A 26646-nucleotide genomic window follows, 5' to 3' on the forward strand; every position below is an offset into this window, starting at 1 on the left:
GTCATCCTTCACGGATCCGTCGACCTGGCGTCAGGCAGGCCGACCGCCGAGACCGGGGAGGAGAAAACCTCCCCGGTGAAGAGGGGAGAGCCGGACGTGGAAGCCACGCCTGCCCGAGACGTGCGAGGCGCCCTGCCTCCCCACCTCGCCGATGCCATAGGCGAAACCGCTGCGGAGATTGCTGCACTGCTGCGGGGTCGCACCCACACCGGCGGCCCGGTTCCCGGCTCGACGTGGACGCTCGGCGAGGCCGCAGCCCATCTGGCACAGGCCAACGAGCTGATGGCGGACATCGCCTCGGGTCGCGAGCGCAGTCACGGTGACGGGACTGCCCCGAGTCTGGCGGCGGCCAACGAACGCGCGCTCGCCCGGTTCGGCGAGCGTGCCGGCGGCCCGCTGGCAGACATGATCGTGGCGCAGGCCGATGTGTTCCTCGACGCGACGGAGCGGCGTGCGGCCGAGGAGACGGTGGCCACGCCGCTCGGCCCCATGAACGTGGCCGTCTTCGGCTCCTATCTGCTCACGCACATGCTTGGCCACGGCTACGACCTCGCCCGTGCCGTCGGGCGGCCGCACATGGTCGACCGTGCCCGGGCCGAGCTGTCCCTGCCGTTCATGTTCACGGTCATGCCGCATGTCGTCGATGCGACCGCCGCCGGCCTGACCGCCCGCTTCGAGATCAGGCTGCGCGGCGGGACACGCTTCACAGTGACCTTCACCGACGGCGCGGCGGCCGTGAGCCCGCAGCCGGAGGACGGCACGGACTGCACCATCCGGATCGAGCCGGTCACCTTCCTGCTCATCGCGCTCGGCCGCTGCAACCCGTGGGGAGCCATCGCCCGCGGCCGCATTCTCACCTGGGGCCGCAAGCCCTGGCTCGCCCCGCGGTTCCCGACCCTCTTCAAGGCGCCCTGAAGGGGACCCGTCCGGCCATCCGGCCCCCCGGATCGCTGCAGCGGACGGTCACGCCTCGCAGTTCACGGCGTCCACCGGTGTACCGGCAGCGCGCAGCTCGTGGACGATGCGGGTCAGGTCGGCGGGAGCTGCCGCGAGACGGACAGCTTCGCCCGCGTCGTCGAGTTCCGCGATGTGCCAGCTCCTGGGGACGATGTCGCCGTCGCTGCCCCGGACCCGCCGCACCTTCTGCAGGGTGAGTCGCTCCACCGGTATCCGTCGTGCCGCGAACCTGCCCGGACCGGAGTGCGGGGTCACCGCGGGCGGGCCGTCCCCGAGCACGATGTGGGTGCCGAAGCCGTGCGGGTTGTAGTCGGTGTGTTCCAGGAAGCGAGCCGCCAGGTGCGCTTCCCGTCCCTGCTCTGCGGCCTTTCCCGCCACCCCGTTTCCGGGCTTGCGGACACCCGTGACGCGCCAGGCCAAGATGAGGAGGGCGAAAGTGGCCGACGCGCCCGCTGTCGCCCACGCGACCGTGGCCGGAGACGTGGGCAGGGTCGTGGGGTGGAGGTAGCAGAGCGGCAACAGCCACAGGGCAGTTCCGACGAGCACGCCCCCGAACGGAAGAGCCGACGGGAGGACCTCGTCGTCGGCAAGTCGACGCCCGCGCAGACGCAGCAACGACTGTGCGCCGGGATAGCCCGCGGCGAGGGCGAACGCTGCCGCGATTACGGCCGCCTCTCCGGCGGTGGGGATGTGTTCGCGCCACACGTGACGCTTTCCGGCGACCTCCCGCACCTTGCCGCGCCAGATGGTCAGTTCGACGCTGTCACCTGACCGGAACGCCCGCGCGTCCTCGTGGGAGACGGCGAGCCGCCGCACGGGCCGGTCGTCGGCGAAGTAGAGCCAGCTCTTCTGCTTGGGCCGGTTGGCATCGGTCCTCGCGATCACGGCCGGCAGCGTGGTCAGGCATTCGCGGCGCTCCGTCGCGGGCGTCGCCTCGGTGCACGGGGTCGCCGACTTCCGCTCCCGCTCGTTCGTCGCGGCGCTCGGCACGAACCACGCGGCCACGCCCGCGCACACGAGCAGGAGTACGCACACACCCAGTAGCCCGGCCCAGCCGCGCCCGGCCGTGCGGGAGGAGATGACGGGGAGGTGGGTCGACTCCGGGGCTCCGTGACGGCGGTGCAGCGCGCGGAGCCCGTCCAGCTTCGCGTCGAAGTCCGGGTCATGGAGGGACCGGCTGTGCGGCAGAGGCAGCATCCGCCTGTGTCCGTCGCGCAGCAACACACTGACTCGACGGGCTTCCTCGCCCCGTGAGGTATTCGTGTACTTCACGTGGACGCGCACGTCGGCGATGTCGTACCAGGGAACGCTCCGGCGGCGCAGCAGCGTCCGATGGTGCAGCCCGCGGGCGTCGGCCCTCACCTCGGCGGTGACCCTGTGGAGCGACACGATGCTCACCCCCGCGAGCAGCAGGCCGACGCCGAGTCCCGCGTCCGGACCCCGGAGAGTCATGCGTACGGCTGTCAGACCCGTGCCGACCGTCCCGAGTCCGACGAAGAACCACAGGGTGCGCTTCCAGAGGGCACGACAGGTCACTTCGAGGGCATGGGTCATGCCCGGAATCCTTCATCATCCGGGGTACGCGCGCCTGGGCATGGTTCGGCAGTCTGTCGGCCCGCAACGCTGCCGACCGGACGCATGGGAAGCCGGTCCGTCGCGTGCATCCGGGGCAGAAGCGGCGTGGCCCGTGGGATGGGTGCGTGTGTGCGCGGGTCAAGGGCGTGCGGCAGGTGATGGTTTGGGCGGTCCTGATCTCTGGGCAGGTGCCCTTACGAGGCGTCGATCACAGCGGGACGCCACCCCGGGTCCGCGCCCGGTGCCGGAAGGCCGTCCGCGCCTCCTCCGCGCGACGGGACCGGTCGATACCGATGAAGCGGGGCAGACTTTGCATGATCGGCATCCGACGCCCTGACAAGAAGAGCTTACGAAGGAGTCGAACCCGTGGCTTTGAACCGCGACGAGCGCGAACAGTTTCTGGCCGAGCCTCATGTCGCCGCCCTGGCCGTGGACACGGCGGAGCCCGGACGGGCCCCGCTCACCGTGCCGATCTGGTACCAGTACGAGCCCGGCGGTGACATCTGGATCATGACGGGACGTGACTCCCGCAAGGGGGTCCTGATCGCCGAGGCGGGCCGTTTCAGCCTGATGGTCGACCGAGTCGCACCGACCATTCGCTACGTCTCCGTCGAGGGACCCGTCATCGCGACGACCCCGGCCACCCGCGAACAGCTGGTGGAGATCTCGGCGCGCTACCTTCCTGCTGGGAAGGTCGAAGGCTACGTCGACTTCGCCTGGAAGGAGCACGGCGAGCAGGTGGTCATCCACATGCGACCGCAGCGCTGGCTCAGCTCGGACCTCGGCCAGGTCTGAGCGAGGGTCCCCGCCCGGAGCGAGGCGGGCCCTCGGGGGCCGGCCCCGCCCGGAGCGTTCCCACACCATTGCGGAATACCCCAGGGGGGTATGCGGTTGTGAGGTGTGGACGCTGCAGGAACGGACCACCGGACGGAAACGGGATGAGCGCCATGGACCACACCGCGCACCATGAGGGCAGCACCCACGACCACCACGCGCATCGGAGTCCCGGCGGGAAGGGGGATGGCGAAGTCACCTGGAGGGCCGCGGCCCAGGCCACGCTGCACTGTCTGATCGGGTGCGCGATCGGCGAGATCCTGGGCATGGTCATCGGCACCGCCCTGCTCTGGGGCAATGTCCAGACGATGGTTCTGGCGATCACCCTGGCGTTCGTCTTCGGCTACTCCTTCACCTTGTTCGCAGTCCGCAGGGCGGGCCTGGACTTCAAGACCGCTGTCAAGGTGGCGCTGGCCGCGGACACGCTCTCGATCGCGGTGATGGAGCTCGTCGACAACGGAATCATCGCCCTGGTCCCCGGCGCGATGGACGCCCACCTGTCGGACGCCCTGTTCTGGGCGGCGCTGCTGGGCGGGTTGGCGGTGGCCTTTCTGGTCACCACGCCGGTCAACAGGTGGATGATCGGCCGCGGGAAGGGTCACGCCGTCGTCCACGCCTACCACTGAATTGCCTGGTCGCGATCGACACACGGCGATTCGGTGGTGCGGAACGGGACCGAGGGCATCAGCCATACGATGCTCACCAGAACCTGCGCCCTCCGGCGAGTCGTGCCCGCGACCTCAACTGCGGGAGGCCGTCCACGGAATTGCGACTCGGGGCGACCGGTCCCGCCGGCACTTCGGTCACATCGAGGCCGCCCGTCGGCGCTTCGGCGGGTGGACCGTCCGGACCTTTCGGGCCGTCCCAGGTCCGGGGCGGTGCATCCGCTGATCCGAACGCGCCGGAGAAGAGGACATCTCGGCGGCAGCCCTCGGGGGTAGCGTGCGGAATAGTCCGCCCCGGGTCGGCCGAGCGCCAACGCCGCCAGGCACAATTCATACGTACCAGTCTGACGACCAAGAGGATCACCATGATCACGCTGAAGAAGGAAGACGGCCCGGCCGACCTCGACGGGGTGACACATCTGTCGATCGGGGTGTCCTGGGACCCGACCGTCGGAGCCAGTGGAGGAATCCTGGGCAAGCTCCGGCAGAAGGCCGGAACCGATCTTGACCTGATCGCCATCGCGATGCAGGGTGCGGAGCCTGTACGGCTGGCCGGGCTCGACTCCCTGGACCCGTTGGGCAACGGCTCCCTGGTGCACAGCGGGGACAACCAGACCGGGCGCGGCGACGGCGACGACGAGACAGTGACCGTGGATTTTGCCCGGGTACCGTCCAACATCACCTCCGTGGTGTTCATCGCTGCCGCGTACAAGAAGCGGAGCGCCTTCCAGAACGCCCGGAACATCAGCTTCAAGGTCTATGACGCGACCGGCGGCACCACCCAGCAGGTTGCCGACATCTGGCCGAGCCTGCTCACCGACGACAACGGCTGTGCCGTGGCCAAGGCCATGCGGGACGGAGCGGGCTGGAAGCTCCAGGTGATCAACGAGACCGGCAAGATCAAGCAGGGCGACGAGCGCGCCCTCATGCGCTTCGCCGTGAGCAAGTAGTACGTCCCGACGCTGCCGCGAGTCCCGGACAACGACTGCAAGCAGCTCGAAGTCGTCACGCGCGGAAGCCGACCGCGTGCTCGGCCGGGGTCCGGGAGGAAATCCCCGGACCCCGGCCGCAGCGCGTTCTCTGCGACGTTCGGTCCGGCGTACGTCCGCCGTCGATGGAGCGGCTCCCGATCGTCGGCGGGTGCGGCCGTCGGTTCAGCTCCCCGAACCAGCGCACGATGGCCGGCGTGGCCGCGACGTCGGACCGACGCACTGGTGCGGTCCACCGGGGCCTCCTGGTGCCGGCCCCCGTCGGTGACACGGGTCCCTGCGGCTACAACTCCTGGGGCGGTAGCGGACGTTCGAAGAACGTTTCCAGCACGATGGTGGCCTGCGTCCCGCTGACTCCCTCGATCGCGTAGATCCGGCGCAGCACATCCTGGAGCTGCTCCGTGGTCGCGGTCCTGACCTTCACCAGCAACGAGGCGCTGCCCGCGATGACGTGCGCCTCCTGGATCTCGGGCAGCGCGGCAAAGTGCTCCGCCGCATCGCCCATCCAGGCAGTGGAGTCGACCATCACGTACGCGAGCACACCGCGACCCACCGCCGCCGGGTCCACGTCGATCACGGTGCGCCGAATCACGCCGCGCTCGCGCAACTTCCGGACGCGCTCATGGGCGGCACCGGCGGAGAGGCCGACGGACTGGCCGAGGGCGGCGTAGGACTGGGTGGCGTCCTGCTGAAGCTGCGTCAGCAACGCGCGGTCCACGTGATCCACGACACTCCATTCGATAGGTACGTGAAAAGACCATACGTCATACGGTGATACTTGCGACGAGCCGAACGTGCTTCAGCTCGCATTCTGGAATGGGAGACGCACATGACCACCGAACGCACCGGGTTGTACGAGTGCCTCGACGACCGCTTCCGTACCGGTAAGTGCATGAACGGCGATGACGACCTCGAGGTCCTGTACACCGGCTGCCGCTGGGCGGAGGGACCGATCTACCTCCCGGCCTGGCGCCAGCTCATATGGAGTGACATCCCCAACGACCGCATGCTGCGCTGGGACGAGACCACCAACACCGTCAGCGTCTTCCGTGAACCCGCCGGACACACGAACGGCAACACCCTGGACCTCGAAGGCAGGCTCATCACCTGTGAGCAGGGGAACCGCCGGGTCACCCGCACCGAGCACAACGGCACCCTCACCGTGCTGGCCGATCGCTGGCAGGGCAGGCGCCTCAACAGCCCCAACGACGCGGCCGTGAAGTCCGACGGCTCGATCTGGTTCTCCGACCCGGACTTCGGCATCACCAGTGACTACGAGGGCTATCTCGCGGAGAGCGAGATCGGGTCCTGCAACGTGTACCGGATCGACCCGGCCACGGGCGACGTCAGCCTGGTGGCCGACTGCTTCGGCGCCCCCAACGGGCTTGTCTTCTCCCGTGACGAGCGGCAGTTGTTCGTCTCCGACACCCGGGCAGGCTTCATCCGTGTCTTCGACGTCCGAGCGGACGGCCGCTCCCTCTCGGACGGCGAGGTTTTCGCCACGGCCGACCCCGCGGGCGGAGGCCGCTTCGACAACCTGCGCTTCGACGACGGCGGCCGACTGTGGGTCGCCGCGATGAGTAACGGTGTGCACTGCTACGACCCGGACGGAACGCTGATCGGCAGGCTGAACGTACCGGAGACCGTGTCCAACATCTCCTGGGGCGGAGCCAAGCGAAACCGGCTCTTCATCACTGCCGAGACCAGCCTCTACTCGGTGGTCATGGCTGTCGCGGGGACGCATCCGACGGGACCGGGGCGGCGGCCCTGGCTCGACGTGCCCTCGGCCGCTTGAGGTGTGAGCGAGGGGCAGGGACCTGGTCGCAGGTGAGCTGCTGAACTGCTGAGCTGGTGACACCAAGCTGGTGACACCCCCCGCTCTCCGCTGTTCGCCGGCTGACGAATACCGTCTTGACCCTCACACCGTGTCAGGTGGTCAGCTCGGAGACGTCATGTTCACCATCGGAGACTTCGCCCGCCACGGCCGCGTATCGGTCCGGATGCTGCGTCACTACGACGCGACCGGCCTGTTGCATCCTGCCCATGTCGACCCCGCAACCGGCTACCGCTACTACTCCGCTGCCCAGTTGGCCCGCCTCAACCGGGTGATCGCGCTCAAGGACCTCGGCTTCACTCTCCAGCAGGTGCAGGAAATCGTGGACGAGAAGGTCACCACGGAGGAACTGCGGGGCATACTGCGGCAGCGGCGAGCAGAACTGGAGACTGCGGTAGCCGCCGCGGGGGCGCGGTTGGTACAGGTCGAGGCGAGGCTCCGGGCGATCGAGAGCGAGGGGCACATGCCCACGAACGACGTTGTCATCAAGGCCGTTCCCGCGGTGCGGGTGGCGGAACTGACCGCGACTGCCGCGAGTTTCGAGCCCGAGGCCATCAGCCCGGTCATCGGACCACTCTACGACGAGCTGTTCCGGCGCCTGGGCGCGGCGGGTATCACTCCGACCGGACCGGGGATCGCCTCATACGAGGATGCTCCGGAAGGCGAGGGGCGGATCAGCGTCCATGCCGCCGTGCAGGTATCCGCCCCCCTTCAGGACGGCGCCGTCCGCATCCTCGACCTGCTGCCCTTCGAGCGGGCGGCGACCATCGTCCACCGCGGCTCGATGGACACCGTGCTCCCCACGGCGCAGACCTTGGCGCGATGGATCGACGCCAACGGCTACCGGGCGGCCGGATATCCGCGTGAGATCAACCTGGAGTGCCCGGAGAACCGGGACGACTGGGTGACGGAACTCCAGGTACCGGTGTCCCCGGCCTGAACCTTGTGGCGCCCGCCCCGGGATGCCCTGCGACTGTCAGTCGACGGAATCCATTTCCGGACGGTGGACGCGGCCTCCTGGCTCGTCAGACGGGCACGTCACGTCGGATTGCGTGCACAACCATGAGCGAGCGTGGCGACGGCGTCGGGCAACCACCTGCACGCAGGGTCACACCTGAGGCCAGAGGGACGTGTGGGCCGGTCAATGGTCCAGCAATGTGCGGCCACCCGTCGCCCGTCACCGTCACCCGGTCGTCGTGTGGCGGGACCCGGTGGGAGCACAACCGCATGGGGTCCACCACCGCTGTCGCGGCACCTGTGAGTAGCCCCCAAGGCAAGAGGGCCCGCAGTGCAGGCCGACGGTCGCTCCCACCGCGTTGTGCGCGGTGGGAGCACCCTTCGTCGTGGATGGCCGGGGCCGGGGCGAAGGCCCCTGCCGGCGCCAGGTCAGAGCCCGCCGAGGCCGGTGCAGTACGCGATCGTCGCATCGTCCGCTGCCACCGCGTGGCGATCCTCTGCCTGCCGGACACGGCGGACGATTTCGGCGGGTCCGTTCGACGCCAGTAGGGCCATGACCCCTGGCCAGTCGGTGAGTCCGAACCGGTCCACGATGCGGCTGGCTCCGTTACTGAGCAGGGCGGCAGCGGTCAGTTCGTGGATCGGACAGCTCCCGGTGAGCGCCTCATCCGCCGCCCGCGGGTCGTCCTTGGCCACCCAGAAGCCGCCAGGCCGGTTCCGGTTGGCGCGCAGGTCCCGCAGGACTCGGTGGTACTCCTCGCTGCCATCCGGGGCAGCCTCGAGAGCGGGCAGGAACGACCGGCTGATGATGACCTCCCGGGGATCGGACACGACGAGCGGCGCACCGTCCGCTCTGTCGAGTACGAGGAAGGAGTCACCGAGCACCAGGTACTCGATGAGGCCGTCGGACACGCGCAGGATGGCCACGGTCGCCGACGGAGAGATGGGGTCGGCGACGTCGCACGTGTCCCGGTGATCGCCCGTCACCTGCTCGATGGCCTCGGCGAGCAACACCGGGAGACTGCGGTCCCGCACGAGCGACAGGAGACCGAGGAGTCTGCCTCCCAGGCGGTCGGCGTACCAGGCCACACCGTGTCGACAGGTCGACTCGGAGCCGGGGATGCCGGCGCCGTCGATCAGTACCGCAGCCGTCGGTACGGCGCCGGTGAAGTCCTCGTTCACGCGGCCGGCCCGCGCCTCGGCACTCGTCATCGATACCCGCATGGCCCGCCGCCGTCCTCCCGCCGATGAAGGCGTCGACACTAACAACCGCCGGCCTGATCAGGCTCTCTGCGCCCCGAGGACTATCAACTCCCCACCAGTTTTTCCTCGTTGAGGACAAAGTATGGACGGTTCGGTGCGATGTTCGTACGCTGGGCGTCGATTTCGCGCGGCGGACCGCATGGAACGAAGCGGAACGCCACCGCACCACTCGTACGTGCACGAACTCCACTCCGCGGACGCGGGCCGCCCCGGTCGCGCCGCTTCGCAGCGCCCAGCAGGAGGAAGAGTGACGCCACGCAAGTACCCGAACCTCCGTAGTCATCGCCCCAGAGCACAAAGAATCACCGGGCTGCTCCTCTCGGTGCTTCTCACCAGCGGGCTCGCCGCAGGTACCGCCGGTGCGGACGAGAAGCCCTTCGCGGACCTGCCGCCCCAGGAACCCGGTGTCACGCTCCGCGTCTTCGACGTCCAGTCCCCGCTGGACGCACTCTGCGACCTCAAGCCCGCCCAGACACCCAACGTCGACAAGCTGATCCCCACGGCCGACTGGTCCTCCACCGACGGCTTCGGATTCACCGACAACTTCGTCTCGCAGATCATCGGCAACATCGACGTCCCCGCCGACGGCACGTACGGATTCCGTCTGATCAGTGACGACGGCTCCCGCCTCCTCATCGGCGACCAACAGGTCATCGACCACGACGGACTGCACGGCGCCGAACCCAAGGACGGTGAGATCGCCCTCGCTCCCGGCTACCACGCCCTGCACATCGACCACTTCGACCGCGGCGGCGGCCAGCAGGTCACCCTCCAGTGGAAGCCGCCGGGTGCAGCCGATTTCGCCGTCGTCCCCAACTCCGTGCTCAGTACCGACGCCGACGTCGTCCGGGTCACCGCCCCCGGGCGGAAGGAGTGCGAAGGCACCTACGACACCCCCGGCGACGGCCTTCCGCTGACCTCGGTCAACCCCGGTTACACCCTCACCGATCTGCGTCCCGCAGGCTTCGAGCCCCAGGTCTCAGCGATGGACTGGCTGCCGGACGGCCGCCTCGCCGTGACCACCTGGGGCGGCAGCACCGAGACCAAGGGAGAGGTGTACGTCCTCGACCACGTCACCGGCGACACGGGTCCCGAGCAGGTCACGTACAAGAAGATCGCCGGCGGCCTCAGGGAGCCGATGGGGATCAAGTACGTCGACGGAAAGCTGTACGTCTCGGAGAAACACCAGCTGACCGAGTTGTCCGACATAGAGGGCGACAACACGGCAGACGAGATCCGCAAGGTCGCCGAATGGCCCTACGGAGGGAACTTCCACGAGTTCGCCTTCGGCCTTCTCTACGAGGACGGGAACTTCTATCTGAACCTGTCCGTCGCCATCAACTACGGCGGTGCGACGACAGATCCCCAACCGGCCACGAACCGAGGCACCACCATCAAGGTCAACAAGGCCACAGGGAAGGTCAGCTACCTGGCGGGTGGTCTGCGCACACCGAACGGGATCGGACGGGGCCCCGAGGGAGAACTGTTCGTCACCGACAACCAGGGCGGCTGGCTGCCCGCCTCCAAGCTGGTCCACGTCAAGCAGGACCGGTTCTTCAACCACTACACCAACCCGGACGGCCCCTTCGACGACCGCACGGTCACCAAGCCGGTGCTGTGGCTGCCGCAGAACGAGATAGCCAACTCGCCCAGCACACCGATGCTGTTGAAGCAGGGCCCCTTCGCCGGGCAGCTGCTCTTCGGTGACGTCACCTACGGCGGAATCCAGCGCGCCGACCTGGAGAAGGTGGACGGCGAGTACCAGGGCGCGGTGTTCCGGCACACGCAGGGCCTGGAAGCAGGCATCACCCGCATCAGCACCGGGCCGGACGGCGCCATCTACGCGGGCGGTTTGGGCGCCGACGGCAACTGGGGCCAGGAAGGGAAACTCCGCTTCGGCCTCCAGAAGCTCACACCCAACGGCAAGAGCGTCTTCGACATCAAGACCATGCGCGCAACGCGCGACGGCTTCGAACTCAACTACACCAAGCCCCTGTCGGAGGAGACCGCCGCCAAGCTGACGAGCGGCGCCTACTCCGTCGAGCAGTGGAGGTACGTCCCCACCCCGGCGTACGGGGGCCCGAAGATCGACGAGGAGGCGCTCCCCGTCACCGCCGCCCAGATCTCCGACGACCGCCGCACGGTCAGGATCACCGTGCCCGGCCTGAAGACCGACCGAGTGGTGCACGTACGCTCCCCGCGCCCGTTCGCCTCGGCCGACGGTGAGCAGCTCTGGTCCACCGAAGCCTGGTACACGCTGAACGCCCGCCCGGGCCCCGAGGCTCCCGTCACCGGGTACGACGCCGAGTCCGCGCGACTCTCCGGAGGAGCGGACATCGACACCGAGCACGCCGGTTACACCGGGGGCGGCTTCGTCGACGGCTTCGGCACCGAGGGTGCCACCGCCACGTTCGACGTCGACGTACCCGTGAACGGCACGTACGACGTGGGGCTTCGCTACGCCAACGGCCCCGACCCCTTCACCGGCACCAAGACGATCGGCGTGAGCGTCAACGGCGGGCAGGCGCGGCAGACCGGCCTCCCCTCCACCGGCGCCTGGAACCGCTGGTCCACCGGGACCGAGCGGCTCGAACTGCGCAAGGGCCGCAACACCATCACCTATACCCATCGGCCCGAGGACACCGGCCACGTCAACCTCGACATGATCGAGGTGCGCAGGCCCGGCAGCCGCATCGACCTGTTCTCCGGCGGCAGCGTCTCCACCGGCTGGCAGCACACCGACGGCCGTGGCGTCGAATGGCCGCGTACCGCCGAGAACTCCATCGAGGTGTGCTGTGGCGACATCCGCACCAAGCAGGCCTTCGGCGACTTCAGAATGCATGCCGAATTCCGGGTGCCGAAGCTGCCGGACGACGTCACAGGGCAGGACCGCGGCAACAGCGGCATCTACCTCCAGGAGCGGTACGAGCTCCAGATCCTGGACTCCTTCGGAGTGGAGAAGCTTGCCGCGAACGAGGCCGCGTCCCTCTACAACAAGAAGGCCGCGGACCTGAACGCCGCCACCGCTCCCGAGACCTGGCAGACGTACGACATCGACTTCCGCGCGGCCCGTTTCGACGCCGCGGGCAAGAAGACCGACGACGCCAGGATCACTGTGGTGTGGAACGGCAAGAAGGTCCACGACAACGTGGCCATGGATGGCCCGACCGGGGCCGGCGACGCCGAATCGGCAGCGGCGGGCGCGATCCGGCTCCAGGACCACGGCAACAAGGTCCGCTTCAGGAACATCTGGATCGAACCGCTCGGCTGACAGGACCTGAGGCGGTCCCGTGGCGCGACAGGCCACCGGACCGCCTCGGCATCAGGCTGAGAGGGTTCCGGACATGGGGCGGTTGTGCCGGAGCCGAAGACGGTCACCCGAGTCAGAGATCTCCTGGCCCCGGGTCGCTAGCGGGTCAGCGTCTCGAAGCCTGCGTCTGCGCAGTACTGGACGACGCGGCCCTCCGCCTCGGAGTCACTGCTGTTCATCGCTGCCGCCGTGGCCTCCGCCAAGGTGCGGCCTCCGCCGACGGTCTCGTCCCGGATCGGTCGCATCGCGAGGAAGGCGTCCTGAGCCGCGGCCCCGACCTCGTCGTACCCCGACGGATCCGGCGCGTCCGTGTCTGCGGCGTCCCGCGCCTTCTGCCACGTCCCCAACTGCGTGCAGTAGCGCTCCCGCAGCTCCGTCAGCCGCCGCTCGTCCTCGCCCTCGGTGGAGGAGCATCCCGCCGCCACCGCCACCAGGGCGATGACCGGGACCACCGCTTTCAGTACGCGCACCACATCGACCCCCCGGTTGAAACTGCGTCAGCTCGTCGCTGCCGCCTGCACATCCCGCGGCAGGATACCTGCATGGGACACCTAGGCCACCGCCGGCCGTCGCTTACCGGCCTGCGCATCGTGACCGCAGGCTTCGCGACGCGCTGAGTTCACCGGGCAGCAGCGCCGGATCGGCCGAGGGCGAGCGGTGAGTGGCGACCCGACCGGGGCCGGTGCGCTCCGGCGGTTCGTCAGTGGTGCCCTTCGGCGAGTTCCCGCAGCATGCGGCGCTGGTGGCGATGGCCGATCGTCTCGTAACCGATCACGGTGACGAAGGGTGCGAGCATGATGATGAGCAGACACACCGCGATCGCGACTCCGGCCGCGGAGAGCAGGACGGCTGCGAGGAGTACGGCGAGTGTGACGGAGATCAGGAGCAGGTGGAAGCGGTCTGCGGCGGACAGCAGCAGTGTGTGCAGCAGATAGACCATCAGAAGGTAGAGGCCGACCGGGACGGCCAGCGACAGGACGACGGCGACGTCACCGAGCTCGGAGTGGTGTTCCAGTTGCAGGCCGGCCATGTGCAGTCCGGCGCCTGCACCGGCGATCCCCATGAACAGGGGGATGTGTCCGTAGCCGAAGAGGTATCCGCGGCTGCGGCGGTGCACGAGGACATCACCGAAGGGGGTGGAGAAGTACACCCACCACATGCCGAAGGTCAGTCCGACACCGGCGACGACGACGGCGATGGCGTTCCCGCTCCAATGCAGTCCGTCCACGCCACCGAGAAGCTCGCCCGAGGAGGCGACGGTGCCGACGACACTCTCGCCGAGAACGATGATCGCGAACAGGCCGTAGCGCTCGGCCACGTGGTGAGGGTGCCAGGGGGTCCCGCCCGCACCGCCCTGCGTGAGTACCGGTACTGCCAGTTCCAATGCGCCGAGCACGGCGAAGGCGACGAACGCGACAGCGAGCGGCGGTTGCGTGAATCCGACCACGACCCAACCGAGCTGGGCGGTCACGATCCAGCGGATGTTCGCCGTGCATGCGGCACGGTACGAGGGGGATTCCCGGGCGGCGCGCCACCACTGCAGCACCATCGCGATGCGCATGACGACGTATCCGAGCACCATCACGCGCAGCTCAAGGTGTCCACCCTCTTCGACTGAGTGGAACATCGCCGGCAGGCCGAGTGAGAACACGACGACGCCGATCATCTGCACCATCGTCAGCGCCCGGTCGAGCCAGTCGTCGGTACTGAAGGCGGAGGCGAACCAGCTGAAGCTGATCCACGCGACGCTGATCGCGAACATCGCCAGTACGAACGCGGTGACCGCCTGCCCCGGATGTCCCTCGGCCGCCATCTCGGCGAAATGGGAGGCCGCCGTGCCGACCGCGACCACGAAGGTCAGATCGAACAGCAGCTCCAGTGGGGAGGAGGACCGGGCGAGCTCTTCCGGGTCACGGCCCGTCATGGGCACCAGGCGATGTGCCAGCTTGCCTACGCCGGTCCCGGCGGGGTGCGCGGAGTTCATGGACGGCATTATCTTTGCCGATGCCCTGCTTTGCGATGACCCCCACGGCCCGGGGAGTCCCGGGTGTTGCATGGTCAGATCTCCCTATCCATGACGGATCTGCCGCCGGGACTCGCCAGACATCCAAGACTGCGGACAAAACCCCAGACCGCGGCCTTCGGCCTCAACGACTCGCCGGCCGGGCTCGCCGCGTGGATCGTCGAGAAGCTCCGGGCATGGAGCGACTGCGACGGCGACGTCGAGCGGCGATTCACGAAGGACGAGATCCTCACGAATGTCACCCTGTACTGGCTCACGGGGACGATCGGCTCGTCCATGCGCATGTACCGCGCGAACGCCGCGATCCCGCCCACCCAGCACGCCCGCCGGGTCGAAGTGCCCTCCGGATTCTCGCTCTTCCAGGGCGACGTCGTCCGCCCACCGCGGGCGTGGCTCGAGCGCACGACGAACGCCGCGCGCGTGACCGAGCCCCCGCGCGGCGGGCACTTCGCGCCGTTCGAGGAGGCCGAGCTCTACGCGCAGGAGCTGCGTGCGTTCTTCCGCCCCTACCGGGCGGTGGCGACGGACTGAGAGCCGCGGAGCGTGGAGCCGCCCGTCCACCGTGGCGCAGAAGCCTGCCTGCCCCATGGGCGGCGGGCAGACGGGGCTTCCGCGTCGGGCCCGCCACCGGTGCTGCGGCAATCCGCGCAGCTGAGCACGGAGCTCGTTCAGAGCCCGGTGACCTTGGCGCTCGCCGACAGCTCGTAGACAAGGGTGACCGTCCGGTGACCGTTGGGCGGGAGGGCGACGTCCCAGCGGGCGATGCCCTCGGCGTCGACCGCATCGGGCGCGGGGGAGCAGGCTTCCTCGCGCATGCGGACCTCCACCGCGGAGACTTCGGAGATCGGGAGCCGCTCCCGCAGGGCGACCACTTGGTCGCCCCGTTCTCCGGGTGCGGAGAACCGGGACAGGTGCAGTTGGATCGTGCGAGTGATGACGGTCCGCTGGGTGATTCCGGTGGAGTCGCGTGACTCCTCGGCATGCCGGACCACCCGGTGGTCGTCACAGCTGCCGAAGGCGAGCTCCACGGGGGCGCCTGGGGCGGTGAAGTCCAGCGTCCCGCGGCCGCTGAATCCGCTTCCGCGGACGAGATCCACGGGTCCGGCGAGCAGCGCATGGCCGGCCAGGTTGTCGAATCGCACCACCCGGGTGACCAAGGGGGACAGCTCGGGAGAACAGGCGTACTCACTGTGCGCGGCCGTGGTGAAGGTGGACAACGGCACGCGGTGCGCGTGGCCGTCACCGGGCACGGAGACCGGCGCAGGGGACCGCAACACCCGTGCTTCGCCGCCGTCGTCCACTCCTGGCAGGCCGAGCACCGGGGACGGACCGAGCTTCCCGATCTCCTCCTCGCGCAGCTCGATGTCGACCGTGCGGCGCTCCGCGACGGACCGGTCCGTGAGGGTCAGCCGATCCTCCCCCAGGCGCGGCGGATCGGTGGCGAGCGCCGAGCGGGCCGTCGACAGCGTCAGCCGTACATCCGACCAGTCCTCACCGGTGCGCTGCCAGACCATCGCGTCGGTCTCCAGCGTCAGCGAGTCCCCGTCGAGCACGGCACGGTAGGCGGGACGCCACAGCGCACACGGGGTGAGGTGGCTCAGGCGCAGCCCGACGGGCCCCGCAACCGCCGTCTCCACGGTCAGCTCGACATGGCCGACGAGTTCGGCGGGCTCGTCCTCGGATACGTAGAGGGCTTGCTGTGCCTCCCCGAGTTCGTCGGCCAGCGCAGCCAGCCGGGCCTGCGCGGTACGGAGTTGCTCGCCGCACGAGTCGCGCTCGCCGTCCACCCGGTCCAGTTCGCGTGCCCAGCGGGGTCCGTCTGCCTCTCCGGAGCCCGCACCCTCGCCGATCTCCCGCAGCAGATCGGCGGCGAGGTGGCCGAGGAGGTCGCGGCGGGTCTGCAGCCGGTCGCGCCGCTGTGCCAGGGCGAGCTGTTCCTCTTCGAGCGCGTGTACCCGCCGACGCAGGGCGGAGTCGTCATCGGCGTCCGGCTGCGGCCCGCGCGGCGTCCAGCTGCGGGTCAGCCGCACGTCGAGTACGGCTGCCGCGTGATCGGCGGTCAGCTCGGCATGGAGGGTCCGGTCGACGGCCATCGCGCTGACCGGTCCGAGACGCAACCGCTGGACCCCCGCCTCCAGGTCGAGCACGGCGGCACGCTCGACGTGGGCGCGATCCTCCAGACAGGTGACGGCGGTGACGGGCAGGGCGATCGGCTTCGGGGCCGTGGTCATGGGATGTGTCAGCTCCTGCGGTTGCCGCCGATGAGGGCCTTGCCGGCCGGGATCCGGATCTCGTAACCGCCGTCGAGCACGGCGGAGCCGCCGACGGGCAGGTCCACCCGCCAGACGCGGGTGCCCGGGGCATGGCTATCGGGCCCTTGGCCGTCTTCTGGTGTCGTCCAGTCGGCGCGCTCCACGATCCGGACATCCGGTTCGGAGGTGACGGGCACCCGCTCCAGGACCTCGAGGGTGATGGGCGTCGAGAGGCGGTTGGCCAACTCCACATGGACGCGGTGGTCCAGCACGGTGATGTTGTTGCGCAGGCCCGAGGTGGACTCGTGGAGGTTCGTACGCCGGGTGACCTGAACACCTTCGGCCGGTCCGAGCCCGACCTGGCAGGCGCCACCGGGGGCGACCGTGGGCAGTGCGGCCGTCAGCAGGAAGTCGTCGTCGACAGTGACCTCCACCGGGCCCGCGAGCAGCGCCTGATCGGTGGCGTTGGAGAGTACCAACGTCGCGTACACGGTCGGCTCCACGGACGGCAGGCACAGGTACTCGGTGTGCAGACCGACCGGGATCTCGCCGACGGTGATGGTGTGCCAGGTGCCGTCCGAGGGAATGTCGGCGCGGGCGGCGGGGTCGAATCGGTGGTCGAAGGAACCTGCCGACTCGCGGGGCCGCACGGAGTGCCCGGGCAGCCGCAGCGCTGCCACCGATTCGGCGCGGCGCCGGTACTCGGCAGCAACCGGGTCGAAGGGAGAGCCGGGGAACAACCGGCCCCTGCGACCGCCCGGCTCGTCCGCGCCGCAGAGTACGAGGCCGGCGTAGTCGAGCTCGGTCCCGCTCGGCCGCGGCGGACCGGCCGCCGTTACAGGCGGTGGCTGCGCTGCGGCTCCACCAGGAGCCGCGGGTGCCATGGGGGCGAGGGCAGCGAAGGGCCGGCCACCGGAACTCCTGCTGTCGCCCTGCGCCTGGACCGGCTGCGCCGAGGCGGGCATTGCCGCGCCGGTGAAGGCCTCCGGGAAGGCGCCGCCCGTACCGCCTGGGACGGGGAACGCACCGGTGGGCGCGCCGTAGGCCTGGGGTGCAGGCGGCGGTGGGGGTGGCGGAACCGGCCAGGACGGGGCGGCGACGGCGACGGCGACGGGCACTGCGGTGGTCGTGGCCGGGCGAGGGCCCGCCCCGTCGTACCCGGCGAACAGGTCTGCGAGGCCCGCCGGGGGCTCGCGCCAACCCGAAGGCGCGGACGCGGGCTGACGGCGTCCGATCCGGATCGAGCGGAGCCTCGGCAGCTCCGTACCGCGTCGCAGGTCGGCCGTGGCCAGGGCGATGGACACGTCGGTCCAGTCCTCGCCGGTGCGCTGTGCGACCGAAGCACGCAGCACCAGACGGCCGCTGCGGTCGCCCTGACGGTGAGTGAGACGGTACGCCGGCACCCAGACGGCGCCCGGCACCCCGTACTCCAGTTCCAGTTCGACCTCCGTGCCCGGATCTGCGTCACCGGTGCCTGAGGCATGGACGATCAGGAAGGCCGAGACCGTGGTCTCCACGTGTACCGACGGGGTGTCCGTGGAGGAGCGGGCGAGCCTGTCACCGGTGATGTCGAGCTCGTGCTGGATACGGCGCAGCGCCTCTTCCGACTCGCCGAGGCGGGTGTGCAGTCCCGTCAGCCGCTCCTCCACGAAGTCGGCGAGCTCCAGCCACGCGTCGACCGGGGTGCGACGGTGCGGGTCCTCCCGCCTGCGGGCCGGCGGAACCGGGTGCAGTGCCCTGACCTCGTCGATCAGCCCCAGAAGGTGCTCCCGGCGACGCTGGGCCGCCGCGTACTCGTCGCGCAGCCGCTCGACCTTGCGGTGCAACTCGTCGGGCGCGGGCGTGTCGAGCGGCTCGGCCTCGACCTCCACCCGGGCCTCACTGACGCGCACCCCTGGGGCGCCCAGAACACGGACCCGTAGCGACCCCGGGTCGAGCGAGCGGGGGAGACCTGTCACCCGCACCCTTCCGTCCGGCGGCACGCTGCCCCGGGCCAGGCGCCGGCAGACAGCGCCCTGCTCGTACACCACCACGGAATCGAGGGTCGACCCCCACCTCTGCGCTGCCTCGGCCGTCATGTCTTCCGCTCCCCCCGGTCAGTGCTGGGCGAAGCCTACGCCCGGTGGACCGACGCATTCGCGTCGAGTCCTGAGGTCGGTGGACTGCCGTTGCGTGTGGTGGAAGAGCGCTGTCCATGACCGGGGTTGCGGCGGTGACGGTGCCGGGAAAACGGATGCACGCCATCGACCAGGGAGGCGCGGTGGCGAGATCTCCTCCATGGTGCATTCCGAAGTGTGGATCCGGCCGTGCAGGTTCGTTCAAGCTCCCCTGGCGTACCCGCTGCCGAGCGCCCAGGCCTCGATGTCGCGGTAATGGATCGGTCCACGGCTGCGGCCGACGTTGCTGCCGACCAGGTGCAGGCGTTCGGCAGGCCAACGGCGCCCGGTGAATCCGGCGAGCCCTGCGGCGATCTCCACCGCCGAGGATCGGTCGCCTCGGCGCGCACGGGCCAATGTCAGGTGCGGGCGCAGGGGCCGATCCTCGAAAACAACACCGCAGCTCTTGACTGCGGTACGCACATCGGTCGCGAGCAGGTGCAGCTCGTCGAGGTCTCCGTCGATTCCGCTCCACAGCACCCGGTCGTCGAAGCTGCCGCTGCCGCGCAGTACCAGGCGAGGTGGTTGGTGGTGCGCTGCGAGTTCGGCGAGAGGCGCGCGCAGCAGCGGAACCGTCTCGGCCGGGAGCTCACCGAGGAACGCCAGGGTGATGTGCCAGTCCTCGATGCGATTCCACCGCATCTGGGCGTGCGTGTCATAGGCGGGGCGCAGCTCCCGGGCGAGTTCTTCTTTCGCGTCGTCGGGCGGGGCGAGGGCGATGAACACGCGAACGGTCGCGGGTTGAGTCTGTTCGTTCACATCGGACTTCGTACCGTATCCGGTCGGCCGATGCGAAAGCCGGGGTGGGACGCGGTGGGGCAGGGTGGGACGCGGTGAGCCTGTCTGCCGTCACTGCTCACCGGCCAGGAAGTGCCGGACACCGGATGCGAGCGTGGCCATCTGCTCCCCGGCCTCGAGCCAGGTGGTCACCGAGGCGCTCCATCCGCCGACGGCGTCGGGCCATGGGCGGACCGTCCAGGTAAGCCCGACGTGACCCCCTGACCTGAAGGCGGCCGACACCGTCAGGTCGCCGTCATCGGTCCGCCAACTCCGTTCGCCGTCCCATCCTCGGAAGTCCGCGGCGAGTTCTCCGAGGAAGGGTGCGAGGTCGCTGTCCCAGGCCCAGGCCACCACTTCGTCGACGCGGGCGGTCAGACCGGGAGCCCGCAGTTCGACGGCGTAGTGCACGGAATCCTGGTCGAAGCTGAACCGGTCGCAGAGCGTCACGCCGACGCTGAGGTTGTCCATGCTGCGGACGGTCACGACAGGCTTGCCGTCGATGCCGCGGTCGGGAGAAGTCATGCACGGAACGCTAGGTCGGCGCTGTCTTCCGCGTCATCCGACTATGGTCGCCGGCGGAGTGGAGTACGGCCTTGACGATCTCGTGGACGTGGCCCAGCGTGACTCCAGCGATCGGGATCGGCGCGACGCTCCGGTCAACCAGGGTGCTGAGGCGCTGTTGCACGTCCAGGGCACCGCGGACGTGCAGGCCGGGAAAAGGAGATCGACAGGCCCGGTTCCGCGGGTGAGTATGCGAGGGCGGTCACTCCAGCCGCCCCAGCCCAGCCGCCCGGAGGCTCCATGGGATCCAGAGACGCCGACATCGACTTCGCCTTCACCTGTCCGACCACCGTGCGCGCCGTTCTGGACGCCCTGGCTGCGGCCGGTTGGTCCGCCGTGCACCAAGGGGACCGCGTCTGGTACATGGTCAACGAGTGGGGCGACAGTGCGGCAGACCGTATCGACGACGTGCTGGGGGAACTGGACGCGACGGCGAACCAGCCGTACACCGTGGCCCTCGACACCTACCACTCGGAGGCGAAGACAGGCGGCATGCTCATGTTCCGATCGGGTCGTACGGATGCGTTCTTCCTCCCCACGATCGACCGTCGGTGCATTCCTGCGGCGCCGGAATGCAGGGACCGGTTTGCCCGCTCGGGCGCGGTCGCGTCTCAGCGCTACTGTGTCGCATTTGAGTGCATGGCCGACAGCGCCTGCAACCGACGAGAGGGGTAGGTGCCATGAGTGAGATGTGGACCGGCGAGAAGGTACGACTGCGAGGCGTCGAGGCGGATGACTGGGAGTGCTTCCGTGACCTGGCCCAGAACACCGTGGACGTCCGCAATGCCGACCAGGTCGAGCCCCCGCGCTCGGACGGGAGCTTCCGTTCCTGGACTGCTGAACGTGCGGGGCGTCCGCCGGGGGGTGAAGCATTCCGGCTGGTCGTCGAGGTGCTGGACGACGGTGCGTTCGCGGGGGCTGTGACGGTCGGAGAGACCGACACACGTGCCGGACGTTTCAGGACCGGAATCGAGATCAGCCGGAATCACCGCAGGAAGGGGTACGCGGCTGAGGCCACCGAACTGGTCCTCACCTACATGTTCGCCGAGCAGCGCCACAACAAGTGTGAAGTGGAGGTGTACGCGTTCAACGAGGCCTCCCTCGCCCTCTACCGCAGGTTGGGATTCGTGGAGGAGGGGCGGCTTCGGCAGCATGAATTCTTCGCAGGCAGCTACCACGACGTCGTTCTGTTCGGGATCACCGCCGCCGAACACTGGGACGCGCACCCGTACCCGAGTCTGCGGTGACCGCGTGCTGGTGCGGAAACTTGACCGGCATCGGCACCGACCAGCGGATGCGTTCCACATGCCGCGTGGCTCGTGGGTGAGAGAAGCTCGATGGGCGGGGAGGCCCTGCTCCGACGGATGCTGGCGTGAAGATCTGAACAGTGGTTCACTTGTTGCATGGCCTACCGCAAGACACCCGCCGTGCAGGACCGCCTCGCCGCCGCCAGGGAGCATCTGGTGGAGCAGGCGACCGCCGTCGTGGCCGATGTGGGTTGGGCGAACGCATCCGTCACCGTGGTCGCGGCGGCGGCCGGGATGTCGGTCGGCTCGGTCTACCAGCACTTTCCTTCCAAAGGTGCGCTGGCCGTCGAGGTCTTCCGCCGCGCGTCGGGACGTGAGGTCGACGTGCTCGGCAAGGTCCTCAAGGAGGGCGGCCGGGACCCGGTCGAGCGCCTCGCGCTCGGCGTAGGCGTCTTCGCCCGCCGCGCCATGGAGTCACGCGGTCTGGCCCACGCCCTGCTTGCCGCCCCGGCCGAACCGGCGCTCGGCCAAGAGCGGCTGGCCTTCCGGCGCCGCTACCGCGAGGTGTTCGCCGAGGTGATCCGCGCGGGCATCCACGCAGGTCTGCTGCCGGACCAGGACTCGGAGGTCACCGCAGCGGCGCTGACCGGCGCAATCGGCGAGGTGCTCGTCGACCCGCTGTCCGCTCCCGCCGAAGGCGCCGACGCCGACCAACTGGTCACCGAGCTGGTGGCGATGGCCCTGCGCTGCGCGGGTGCTGCCGCACCGCTCGACGCCACGGCCGACGCCAGGCCGAACGCCAGGGCCGACGCCGACGCGGACGCCGACCAACTGTGACCACGCCCGGGTACGACCCCGAGTCCGGAGGACCGTGATGACCACGACAGCAGACGCAGCACTGCGCAGCGACCCCACCGCGCGCACCCACGAGGTGACCAACCAGCCGCCGCCGCTGGTCGGCCACGATGTCGCCGACGACGCCGTACTGCTGGAGGGAGTCCGCCGCGAGGGCGCCGGGTGGTACGTCGAGGACCTGCACCGCGTAGGCCGGCTGGCCGGATCGGAGCAGGTCCAGCGCTGGGCCGAGGAGGCCAACCGCAACGAGCCGGTGCTGCGCACCCATGACCGCTACGGCAACCGGATCGACGAGGTGGACTTCCATCCGTCGTACCACGCGCTCATGGAGGTGGCGATCAGCGAAGGCCTCGGTGGCGCACCGTGGGCCGACGCTCGGCCCGGCGCCCATGTGGCGCGGGCGGCGGGCTTCATGGTGTGGAGTTCGGCCGAGCAGGGGCACGGCTGTCCGGTCTCGATGACCTATGCGGTTGTCCCCGCCCTGCGCTCGGCGCCGGAGCTGGCGGCTCTCTACGAGCCGCTCCTGACGAGCCGGACCTACGATCCCGGTCTGCGCACGCCCGCAAGCAAGAGCGGCCTCCTCGCGGGCATGGGCATGACGGAGAAGCAGGGCGGCACCGACGTGCGGGCCAACACCACCGTCGCCACCGAGCAGCCCGACGGCACCTGGCGGCTGCGGGGCCACAAGTGGTTCACCAGCGCCCCGATGAACGATGTCTTCCTGGTGCTGGCACAGGCTCCGGGAGGACTGTCCTGCTTCCTGGTTCCGCGCGTGCTTCCGGACGGCAGTCGCAACACCTTCCGCATCCAGCGCCTGAAGGACAAACTGGGCAACCGCAGCAACGCCAGCAGCGAGCCGGAGTTCGACGACACCGTTGCCTGGCCGGTGGGCAGTCAGGGGCAGGGTGTGCGGACCATCATCGACATGGTCACGATGACCAGGCTCGACTGCATCCTGGGCTCTGCTTCCGGGACCCGTGCCGCGCTCGCGCAGGCCGCCCATCACGTCAGGTACCGCTCCGTGTTCGGCTCCAAGCTGATCGACCAGCCGCTGATGCGCAACGTCATCGCCGACCTCGGCATCGAGTCGGAGGCGGCGACCACTCTGGCGCTGCGGATCGCGGGAGCGACCGACCGTGCGCAGCGCGGCGACGCGGGGGAGCGGGTGTTCCTGCGGCTGGCCACGGCGGTCGGCAAGTACTGGGTGTGCAAGCGCCAGCCGGCGGCGGTCGCCGAAGCCCTGGAGTGCCTCGGCGGCAACGGCTACGACGAGGCATCGGGGATGCCCCGGCTGTACCGGGAGGCCCCGCTCAACGGCTTGTGGGAGGGCTCGGGAAACGTCAACGCACTCGATGTGCTGCGCGCCCTGACCCGTGAACCCGAGTCCCTCGACGCCTTCAGTGCCGAGATCGAGACTGCCGCGGGTGCGGATGTGCGACTCGACGCGGCCTGGCGGCAGTTGCGCGACGAACTGGTGCTCACCGAGGACGCGGCCGTGCGCGCCCGCAGGCTGGTCGAGCGCATGGCGCTGGTGCTGCAGGGCTCCCTGCTCGTCCGGCACGCCCCGGCAGCCGTCGCGGACGCGTTCTGTGCCTCGCGGCTGGCCGGTGACCAGGGTCTGGCCTTCGGCACGCTCCCTGCCGGCACCGACCTGTCCGGCGTCATCGCCAGGCTGCCGGGGGCTGCCGGCTGAGTTCGCTTTCGTGGACCCGGGTGATCTGACGGGGCACGGTGCCGGCGCGCAGTTCGCGCAGGTCCGGGATGTGGTTGTTGAGGGTGCCGGGGGAGACGCCCAGCAACGCGGCGATCGCTGTGATCGAGCGGCCGAGGTCGGGCGTAGGTCGCGTGCGGCGCGGATGACTTCCTCGGTGGCGACGCTCGGGCGCCCGCCGACCCGGCCGCGCTCGCGGGCGGCGGCCAGGCCCTCGTGCAGCGAGGTGAAGCCGATCCCGGCTCGCGCAGTTCGGCGACCAGGTTCATGAGGTCCTGGAGGCTGCGGCCGTACCTCCGGCACCAGGCACCCCGCACCCGGCGCCCGTCAGCGGTGAGCGCGTCGAGCTGCCACTTCAACTTCTGCCCGCCGGTCGAGACTCGCGCGTATCCGAGGCTGATTTCGGTGCGGACTATGGTTCGGCGACGAGGCGGCCCGGCTCGGTCATGCCCTCACGTGTGATGGCTCCGATGGGCGGCCGTGTCAGTGGTGAGGGCTAAGGTGCGCTGTCGTGGACGCTGCTGATCTTGACTACCGGGCCCGAACGTTGACGGGCTGTATCCCTCCGCTGCTGGTGGCGCGGCTTCTCGAACTCGATCATGAGCGGGAAGTGGAGTTCCAGGCCGGCCGCGGGGAGTGGTTCTGCGCTCTGGAGTGGGCGCGGCTGCTCGGGCATCGGGGCCGGCGCGAGCAGGCGTTGGAGGTGCTCGCTCCGTACGTCGCCACGAACTGGTGGTCGGCGGTTCGAGCGCGGGCGGAACTGTTGGAGGATTGGGGCCGGGTGGAGGAGGCGATCGCGCTCGCCCGCCCGTACGCCGAGGCCGGTGACCGACTGGCGCTGGTCTTCTTCGCGCGCCTGCTGTCCCGCCACGGCCGTAGCGGCGAGGCGTACATGCTGCTGCGCGCCGGGATCCAGGACTGGTTCCTCGCCGAGTGCCTGGTCGACGTCGCCGAAGCGGCGGGCATGGACGAGGAAGCGGCGGCCCTGTTGGAGGGCCGGGTAGAAGCAGCGGCCCCCGCTTGCGACGACCCCGACTGCACCGACCTACGGATAGAACCGGCCAACGCAGTCGGCCTGTTCGCCACGATCAGGGAACGGCAGGGCCGAATCGAGGAGGCGATCGCGCTGCTGCACACCCGCGAGGCCACCTCCGTCAACGGCCGTGACCAACTGGCCGACCTCCTGGCCCGGCACGATCGGATCGCGGAACTGCGTGCGTACGCGGCGTCCGAGTACCACGGGCACGCCGTCCAGCGCCTTGCTGAGGTGCTGGAGGAACGCGCTGACGTGGAAGGCGCGATCGCCGCTTACCGTGCGTTCGGTGCTACGCCGGACGGAATGTGGCATGTGGCTGTCCTGCTGTCCGAGCTCCTGGTCCGGCACGGCCGGGGTGACGAGGCGATCGAGGTGATGCGCGCGCTCGCCGAACGGCCCGGCGGCGCGGAGGACTGGATCGTCCACACTCTCTGCACCCTGTATGCCGACCACGGTCGGCCCCGAGACGGCCTGGCCCACCTCGATGGCCTCAGGGCTCGCCGCGGAGACAAGGAGGACTGGGACTTCTTCCGCATGCGGCTTCCACTCATGGCCGACTGCGGCCTGCTCGATGAAGCGATCGCGCAGGCGCGGGCACACCCCGAAGGCGACACCTGGTACGCGGCCCGGGTCCTGTCCGACGTGCTTGCCGAAGCCGGCCGCACCGAGGAAGCCGCCGAAGTCCTCGAACGGCATCCGACGTTCAACAGCTCTCCCCGTGCTGAGCGCCTCATCCACCTCGGCCGCATCGAAGAGGCCGTACGAGTCCTCCAGCAGCCGATGCCCAAACCGACCACACCCGCCTGGGACGGTGCCTACTCCGCCGAACCACCGTTCTGACAGCTCGGTCTGGATCCTGAAGCCCTGAGCGCCGGGCACGTCCTGTATTCCGAAGAGACACCTACGCTGCCCTGCCGGCGGCAGAACACCGGCCGGACCGGGCTCGACGATGTCGACTGCCGGCCCGCAGTGCTGCTCGGACCAGAGGGCATGGGGCTCAGCGACGTCGAGCGCCGCCGGGCCGATGCTCTCGCACAGCTGGGATACGTAGCGCTGGCCTTCGACCTTCACGGCGGGCGCTATGTGGGCGACCCCGAGGAGATGCTCGCCCGTTGCATGCCACTGCTCGCGGATCCCGACCGGATGCGGCGCATCGGCCACGCGGCACTCGACGAGTTGCGCACCGAGCCCCGGACCGACCCCGACCGGATCGCCGCCATCGGCTACGGCACCGGGGGCGCCATCGCGCTGGAACTCGGGCGAGGCGGCGTCAACTTGCGCGCGATCGGGACCGTCAACGCAACTACCACGGGCCGACCGGGCGAGGCGGCGCGCATCCGCTGCCCGGTGTGGGCCGGGGTCGGATCGGAAGACCCGATCATGCCGCCCGCGCAGCGGAACGCGTTCACCGACGAGATGCAGGCCGCGGGCGTCGACTGGCGCCTCGCGGTCTACGGCGGCGCCTTGCACGCCTTCCACCACCCGCCGGTCGACCACCCCGTGGTCCCCGGGGTCGGCTACCACCCACAGCACGCGCAGCGAGCCTGGCGCGACGTCGTCGACCTGCTTGCCGAGTGCCTGTCGTGACGGAGGACCTGGGGGCGGATGTGCGATCGCGCTGACCGGACTGCCGGAGGACGC

Annotated in this window: 21 protein-coding genes and 2 pseudogenes; 14 read left to right on the forward strand and 9 right to left on the reverse strand. The window is 69.7% G+C overall.

Annotated features, from left to right (window positions below; all coding sequences use genetic code 11):
• Positions 1 to 96: 96 nt before the first annotated feature.
• A complete protein-coding gene (locus ABZS61_RS08515; protein WP_356417389.1) occupies positions 97 to 915 on the forward strand; it encodes a maleylpyruvate isomerase family mycothiol-dependent enzyme in 819 nt (272 codons plus the stop codon).
• A gap of 48 nt (positions 916 to 963) precedes the next feature.
• Here the strand turns inward: ABZS61_RS08515 and ABZS61_RS08520 are convergent, their stop codons facing one another.
• Entirely contained in the window at positions 964 to 2511 is a 1548-nt protein-coding gene (locus ABZS61_RS08520; RefSeq protein WP_356417390.1) for a PH domain-containing protein, read from the reverse strand.
• 387 nt (positions 2512 to 2898) lie between these two features.
• Between ABZS61_RS08520 and ABZS61_RS08525 the strand changes: the two genes are divergently transcribed.
• The 3 genes from ABZS61_RS08525 to ABZS61_RS08535 all read left to right on the forward strand — a co-directional run bounded on the left by ABZS61_RS08525 (position 2899) and on the right by ABZS61_RS08535 (position 4981).
• Positions 2899 to 3327, forward strand: coding sequence for a pyridoxamine 5'-phosphate oxidase family protein (locus ABZS61_RS08525; RefSeq protein ID WP_356417391.1), 429 nt, complete (start codon positions 2899 to 2901; stop codon positions 3325 to 3327).
• Positions 3328 to 3479: 152 nt separating this feature from the next.
• Positions 3480 to 3992, forward strand: a complete 513-nt coding sequence (locus tag ABZS61_RS08530) for a DUF4396 domain-containing protein (RefSeq protein ID WP_356417530.1) — start codon at positions 3480 to 3482, stop codon at positions 3990 to 3992.
• Between the two features lie 404 nt (positions 3993 to 4396).
• Entirely contained in the window at positions 4397 to 4981 is a 585-nt protein-coding gene (locus tag ABZS61_RS08535; RefSeq protein WP_351174759.1) for a TerD family protein, read from the forward strand.
• Between the two features lie 322 nt (positions 4982 to 5303).
• Here ABZS61_RS08535 and ABZS61_RS08540 read toward each other — a convergent pair whose 3' ends face one another.
• Positions 5304 to 5747 carry an Lrp/AsnC family transcriptional regulator gene (locus ABZS61_RS08540; RefSeq protein WP_356417392.1) on the reverse strand — a complete coding sequence of 148 codons (444 nt, stop codon included), beginning with the start codon at positions 5745 to 5747 and terminating at the stop codon, positions 5304 to 5306.
• 102 nt (positions 5748 to 5849) lie between these two features.
• Between ABZS61_RS08540 and ABZS61_RS08545 the strand changes: the two genes are divergently transcribed.
• Both ABZS61_RS08545 and ABZS61_RS08550 read left to right on the forward strand, forming a co-directional pair.
• Positions 5850 to 6815, forward strand: a complete 966-nt coding sequence (locus ABZS61_RS08545) for an SMP-30/gluconolactonase/LRE family protein (RefSeq protein WP_356417393.1) — start codon at positions 5850 to 5852, stop codon at positions 6813 to 6815.
• A gap of 157 nt (positions 6816 to 6972) precedes the next feature.
• The gene (locus ABZS61_RS08550; protein ID WP_356417394.1) at positions 6973 to 7794 is read left to right on the forward strand and encodes a MerR family transcriptional regulator; all 822 of its coding nucleotides are present in this window, start codon (positions 6973 to 6975) and stop codon (positions 7792 to 7794) included.
• Between the two features lie 446 nt (positions 7795 to 8240).
• Here the strand turns inward: ABZS61_RS08550 and ABZS61_RS08555 are convergent, their stop codons facing one another.
• Positions 8241 to 9035, reverse strand: a complete 795-nt coding sequence (locus ABZS61_RS08555; protein ID WP_356417395.1) for an integrase — start codon at positions 9033 to 9035, stop codon at positions 8241 to 8243.
• Between the two features lie 361 nt (positions 9036 to 9396).
• On the opposite strand from ABZS61_RS08555, the gene ABZS61_RS08560 reads away from it, so the two are divergent.
• A complete protein-coding gene (locus ABZS61_RS08560; protein WP_356417396.1) occupies positions 9397 to 12345 on the forward strand; it encodes a family 16 glycoside hydrolase in 2949 nt (982 codons plus the stop codon).
• A gap of 137 nt (positions 12346 to 12482) precedes the next feature.
• On the opposite strand, the gene ABZS61_RS08565 is transcribed toward ABZS61_RS08560, so the two are convergent.
• Both ABZS61_RS08565 and ABZS61_RS08570 read right to left on the reverse strand, forming a co-directional pair.
• Positions 12483 to 12854 carry a hypothetical protein gene (locus ABZS61_RS08565; RefSeq protein ID WP_356417397.1) on the reverse strand — a complete coding sequence of 124 codons (372 nt, stop codon included), beginning with the start codon at positions 12852 to 12854 and terminating at the stop codon, positions 12483 to 12485.
• A gap of 230 nt (positions 12855 to 13084) precedes the next feature.
• Positions 13085 to 14368, reverse strand: coding sequence for a low temperature requirement protein A (locus tag ABZS61_RS08570; RefSeq protein WP_356417398.1), 1284 nt, complete (start codon positions 14366 to 14368; stop codon positions 13085 to 13087).
• A 132-nt stretch (positions 14369 to 14500) separates the two neighbouring features.
• On the opposite strand from ABZS61_RS08570, the pseudogene ABZS61_RS08575 reads away from it, so the two are divergent.
• Positions 14501 to 14938: pseudogene (locus ABZS61_RS08575) on the forward strand (epoxide hydrolase); the annotation flags it as partial.
• 137 nt (positions 14939 to 15075) lie between these two features.
• Here ABZS61_RS08575 and ABZS61_RS08580 read toward each other — a convergent pair.
• From ABZS61_RS08580 to ABZS61_RS08595, 4 genes are all read right to left on the reverse strand, one after another.
• Positions 15076 to 16638 (reverse strand): mucoidy inhibitor MuiA family protein, encoded by a 1563-nt coding sequence (locus ABZS61_RS08580; protein ID WP_356417399.1) that lies wholly within the window; start codon positions 16636 to 16638, stop codon positions 15076 to 15078.
• Between the two features lie 8 nt (positions 16639 to 16646).
• Positions 16647 to 18737, reverse strand: coding sequence for a DUF4139 domain-containing protein (locus ABZS61_RS08585; protein WP_356417400.1), 2091 nt, complete (start codon positions 18735 to 18737; stop codon positions 16647 to 16649).
• 240 nt (positions 18738 to 18977) lie between these two features.
• The gene (gene thpR, locus ABZS61_RS08590) at positions 18978 to 19574 is read right to left on the reverse strand and encodes an RNA 2',3'-cyclic phosphodiesterase (RefSeq protein ID WP_356417401.1); all 597 of its coding nucleotides are present in this window, start codon (positions 19572 to 19574) and stop codon (positions 18978 to 18980) included.
• Between the two features lie 90 nt (positions 19575 to 19664).
• A complete protein-coding gene (locus tag ABZS61_RS08595; RefSeq protein ID WP_356417402.1) occupies positions 19665 to 20117 on the reverse strand; it encodes a DUF6228 family protein in 453 nt (150 codons plus the stop codon).
• A gap of 279 nt (positions 20118 to 20396) precedes the next feature.
• Between ABZS61_RS08595 and ABZS61_RS08600 the strand changes: the two genes are divergently transcribed.
• The 6 genes and pseudogenes from ABZS61_RS08600 (at position 20397) to ABZS61_RS08625 (ending at position 26627) form a co-directional block, all read left to right on the forward strand.
• A complete protein-coding gene (locus tag ABZS61_RS08600; protein WP_356417403.1) occupies positions 20397 to 20831 on the forward strand; it encodes a hypothetical protein in 435 nt (144 codons plus the stop codon).
• 5 nt (positions 20832 to 20836) lie between these two features.
• The gene (locus ABZS61_RS08605) at positions 20837 to 21403 is read left to right on the forward strand and encodes a GNAT family protein (RefSeq protein ID WP_356417404.1); all 567 of its coding nucleotides are present in this window, start codon (positions 20837 to 20839) and stop codon (positions 21401 to 21403) included.
• Positions 21404 to 21559: 156 nt separating this feature from the next.
• The gene (locus ABZS61_RS08610; protein WP_356417405.1) at positions 21560 to 22240 is read left to right on the forward strand and encodes a TetR/AcrR family transcriptional regulator; all 681 of its coding nucleotides are present in this window, start codon (positions 21560 to 21562) and stop codon (positions 22238 to 22240) included.
• Positions 22241 to 22277: 37 nt separating this feature from the next.
• The gene (locus ABZS61_RS08615; RefSeq protein WP_356417406.1) at positions 22278 to 23951 is read left to right on the forward strand and encodes an acyl-CoA dehydrogenase family protein; all 1674 of its coding nucleotides are present in this window, start codon (positions 22278 to 22280) and stop codon (positions 23949 to 23951) included.
• Positions 23952 to 24480: 529 nt separating this feature from the next.
• Positions 24481 to 25845 carry a hypothetical protein gene (locus ABZS61_RS08620; protein ID WP_356417407.1) on the forward strand — a complete coding sequence of 455 codons (1365 nt, stop codon included), beginning with the start codon at positions 24481 to 24483 and terminating at the stop codon, positions 25843 to 25845.
• A 66-nt stretch (positions 25846 to 25911) separates the two neighbouring features.
• Positions 25912 to 26627, forward strand: a pseudogene (locus ABZS61_RS08625) (dienelactone hydrolase family protein).
• The last annotated feature ends 19 nt before the right edge of the window (positions 26628 to 26646 follow it).

It is taken from the genome of Streptomyces sp. NPDC005566 (genome assembly GCF_040605575.1).
Classification (GTDB): Bacteria; Actinomycetota; Actinomycetes; order Streptomycetales; family Streptomycetaceae; genus Streptomyces.

Excerpts from the sequence above, each read along its gene's own strand:
- ABZS61_RS08520 (WP_356417390.1), bottom strand. The coding sequence starts at position 2,511 with ATGACCCATGCCCTCGAAGTGACCTGTCGTGCCCTCTGGAAGCGCACC.
- ABZS61_RS08530 (WP_356417530.1), top strand. The coding sequence starts at position 3,480 with ATGGACCACACCGCGCACCATGAGGGCAGCACCCACGACCACCACGCG.
- ABZS61_RS08535 (WP_351174759.1), top strand. The coding sequence starts at position 4,397 with ATGATCACGCTGAAGAAGGAAGACGGCCCGGCCGACCTCGACGGGGTG.
- ABZS61_RS08545 (WP_356417393.1), top strand. The coding sequence starts at position 5,850 with ATGACCACCGAACGCACCGGGTTGTACGAGTGCCTCGACGACCGCTTC.
- ABZS61_RS08550 (WP_356417394.1), top strand. The coding sequence starts at position 6,973 with ATGTTCACCATCGGAGACTTCGCCCGCCACGGCCGCGTATCGGTCCGG.
- ABZS61_RS08555 (WP_356417395.1), bottom strand. The coding sequence starts at position 9,035 with ATGCGGGTATCGATGACGAGTGCCGAGGCGCGGGCCGGCCGCGTGAAC.
- ABZS61_RS08570 (WP_356417398.1), bottom strand. The coding sequence starts at position 14,368 with ATGAACTCCGCGCACCCCGCCGGGACCGGCGTAGGCAAGCTGGCACAT.
- ABZS61_RS08580 (WP_356417399.1), bottom strand. The coding sequence starts at position 16,638 with ATGACCACGGCCCCGAAGCCGATCGCCCTGCCCGTCACCGCCGTCACC.
- ABZS61_RS08585 (WP_356417400.1), bottom strand. The coding sequence starts at position 18,737 with ATGACGGCCGAGGCAGCGCAGAGGTGGGGGTCGACCCTCGATTCCGTG.
- ABZS61_RS08595 (WP_356417402.1), bottom strand. The coding sequence starts at position 20,117 with ATGACTTCTCCCGACCGCGGCATCGACGGCAAGCCTGTCGTGACCGTC.
- ABZS61_RS08600 (WP_356417403.1), top strand. The coding sequence starts at position 20,397 with ATGGGATCCAGAGACGCCGACATCGACTTCGCCTTCACCTGTCCGACC.
- ABZS61_RS08605 (WP_356417404.1), top strand. The coding sequence starts at position 20,837 with ATGAGTGAGATGTGGACCGGCGAGAAGGTACGACTGCGAGGCGTCGAG.
- ABZS61_RS08610 (WP_356417405.1), top strand. The coding sequence starts at position 21,560 with ATGGCCTACCGCAAGACACCCGCCGTGCAGGACCGCCTCGCCGCCGCC.
- ABZS61_RS08615 (WP_356417406.1), top strand. The coding sequence starts at position 22,278 with ATGACCACGACAGCAGACGCAGCACTGCGCAGCGACCCCACCGCGCGC.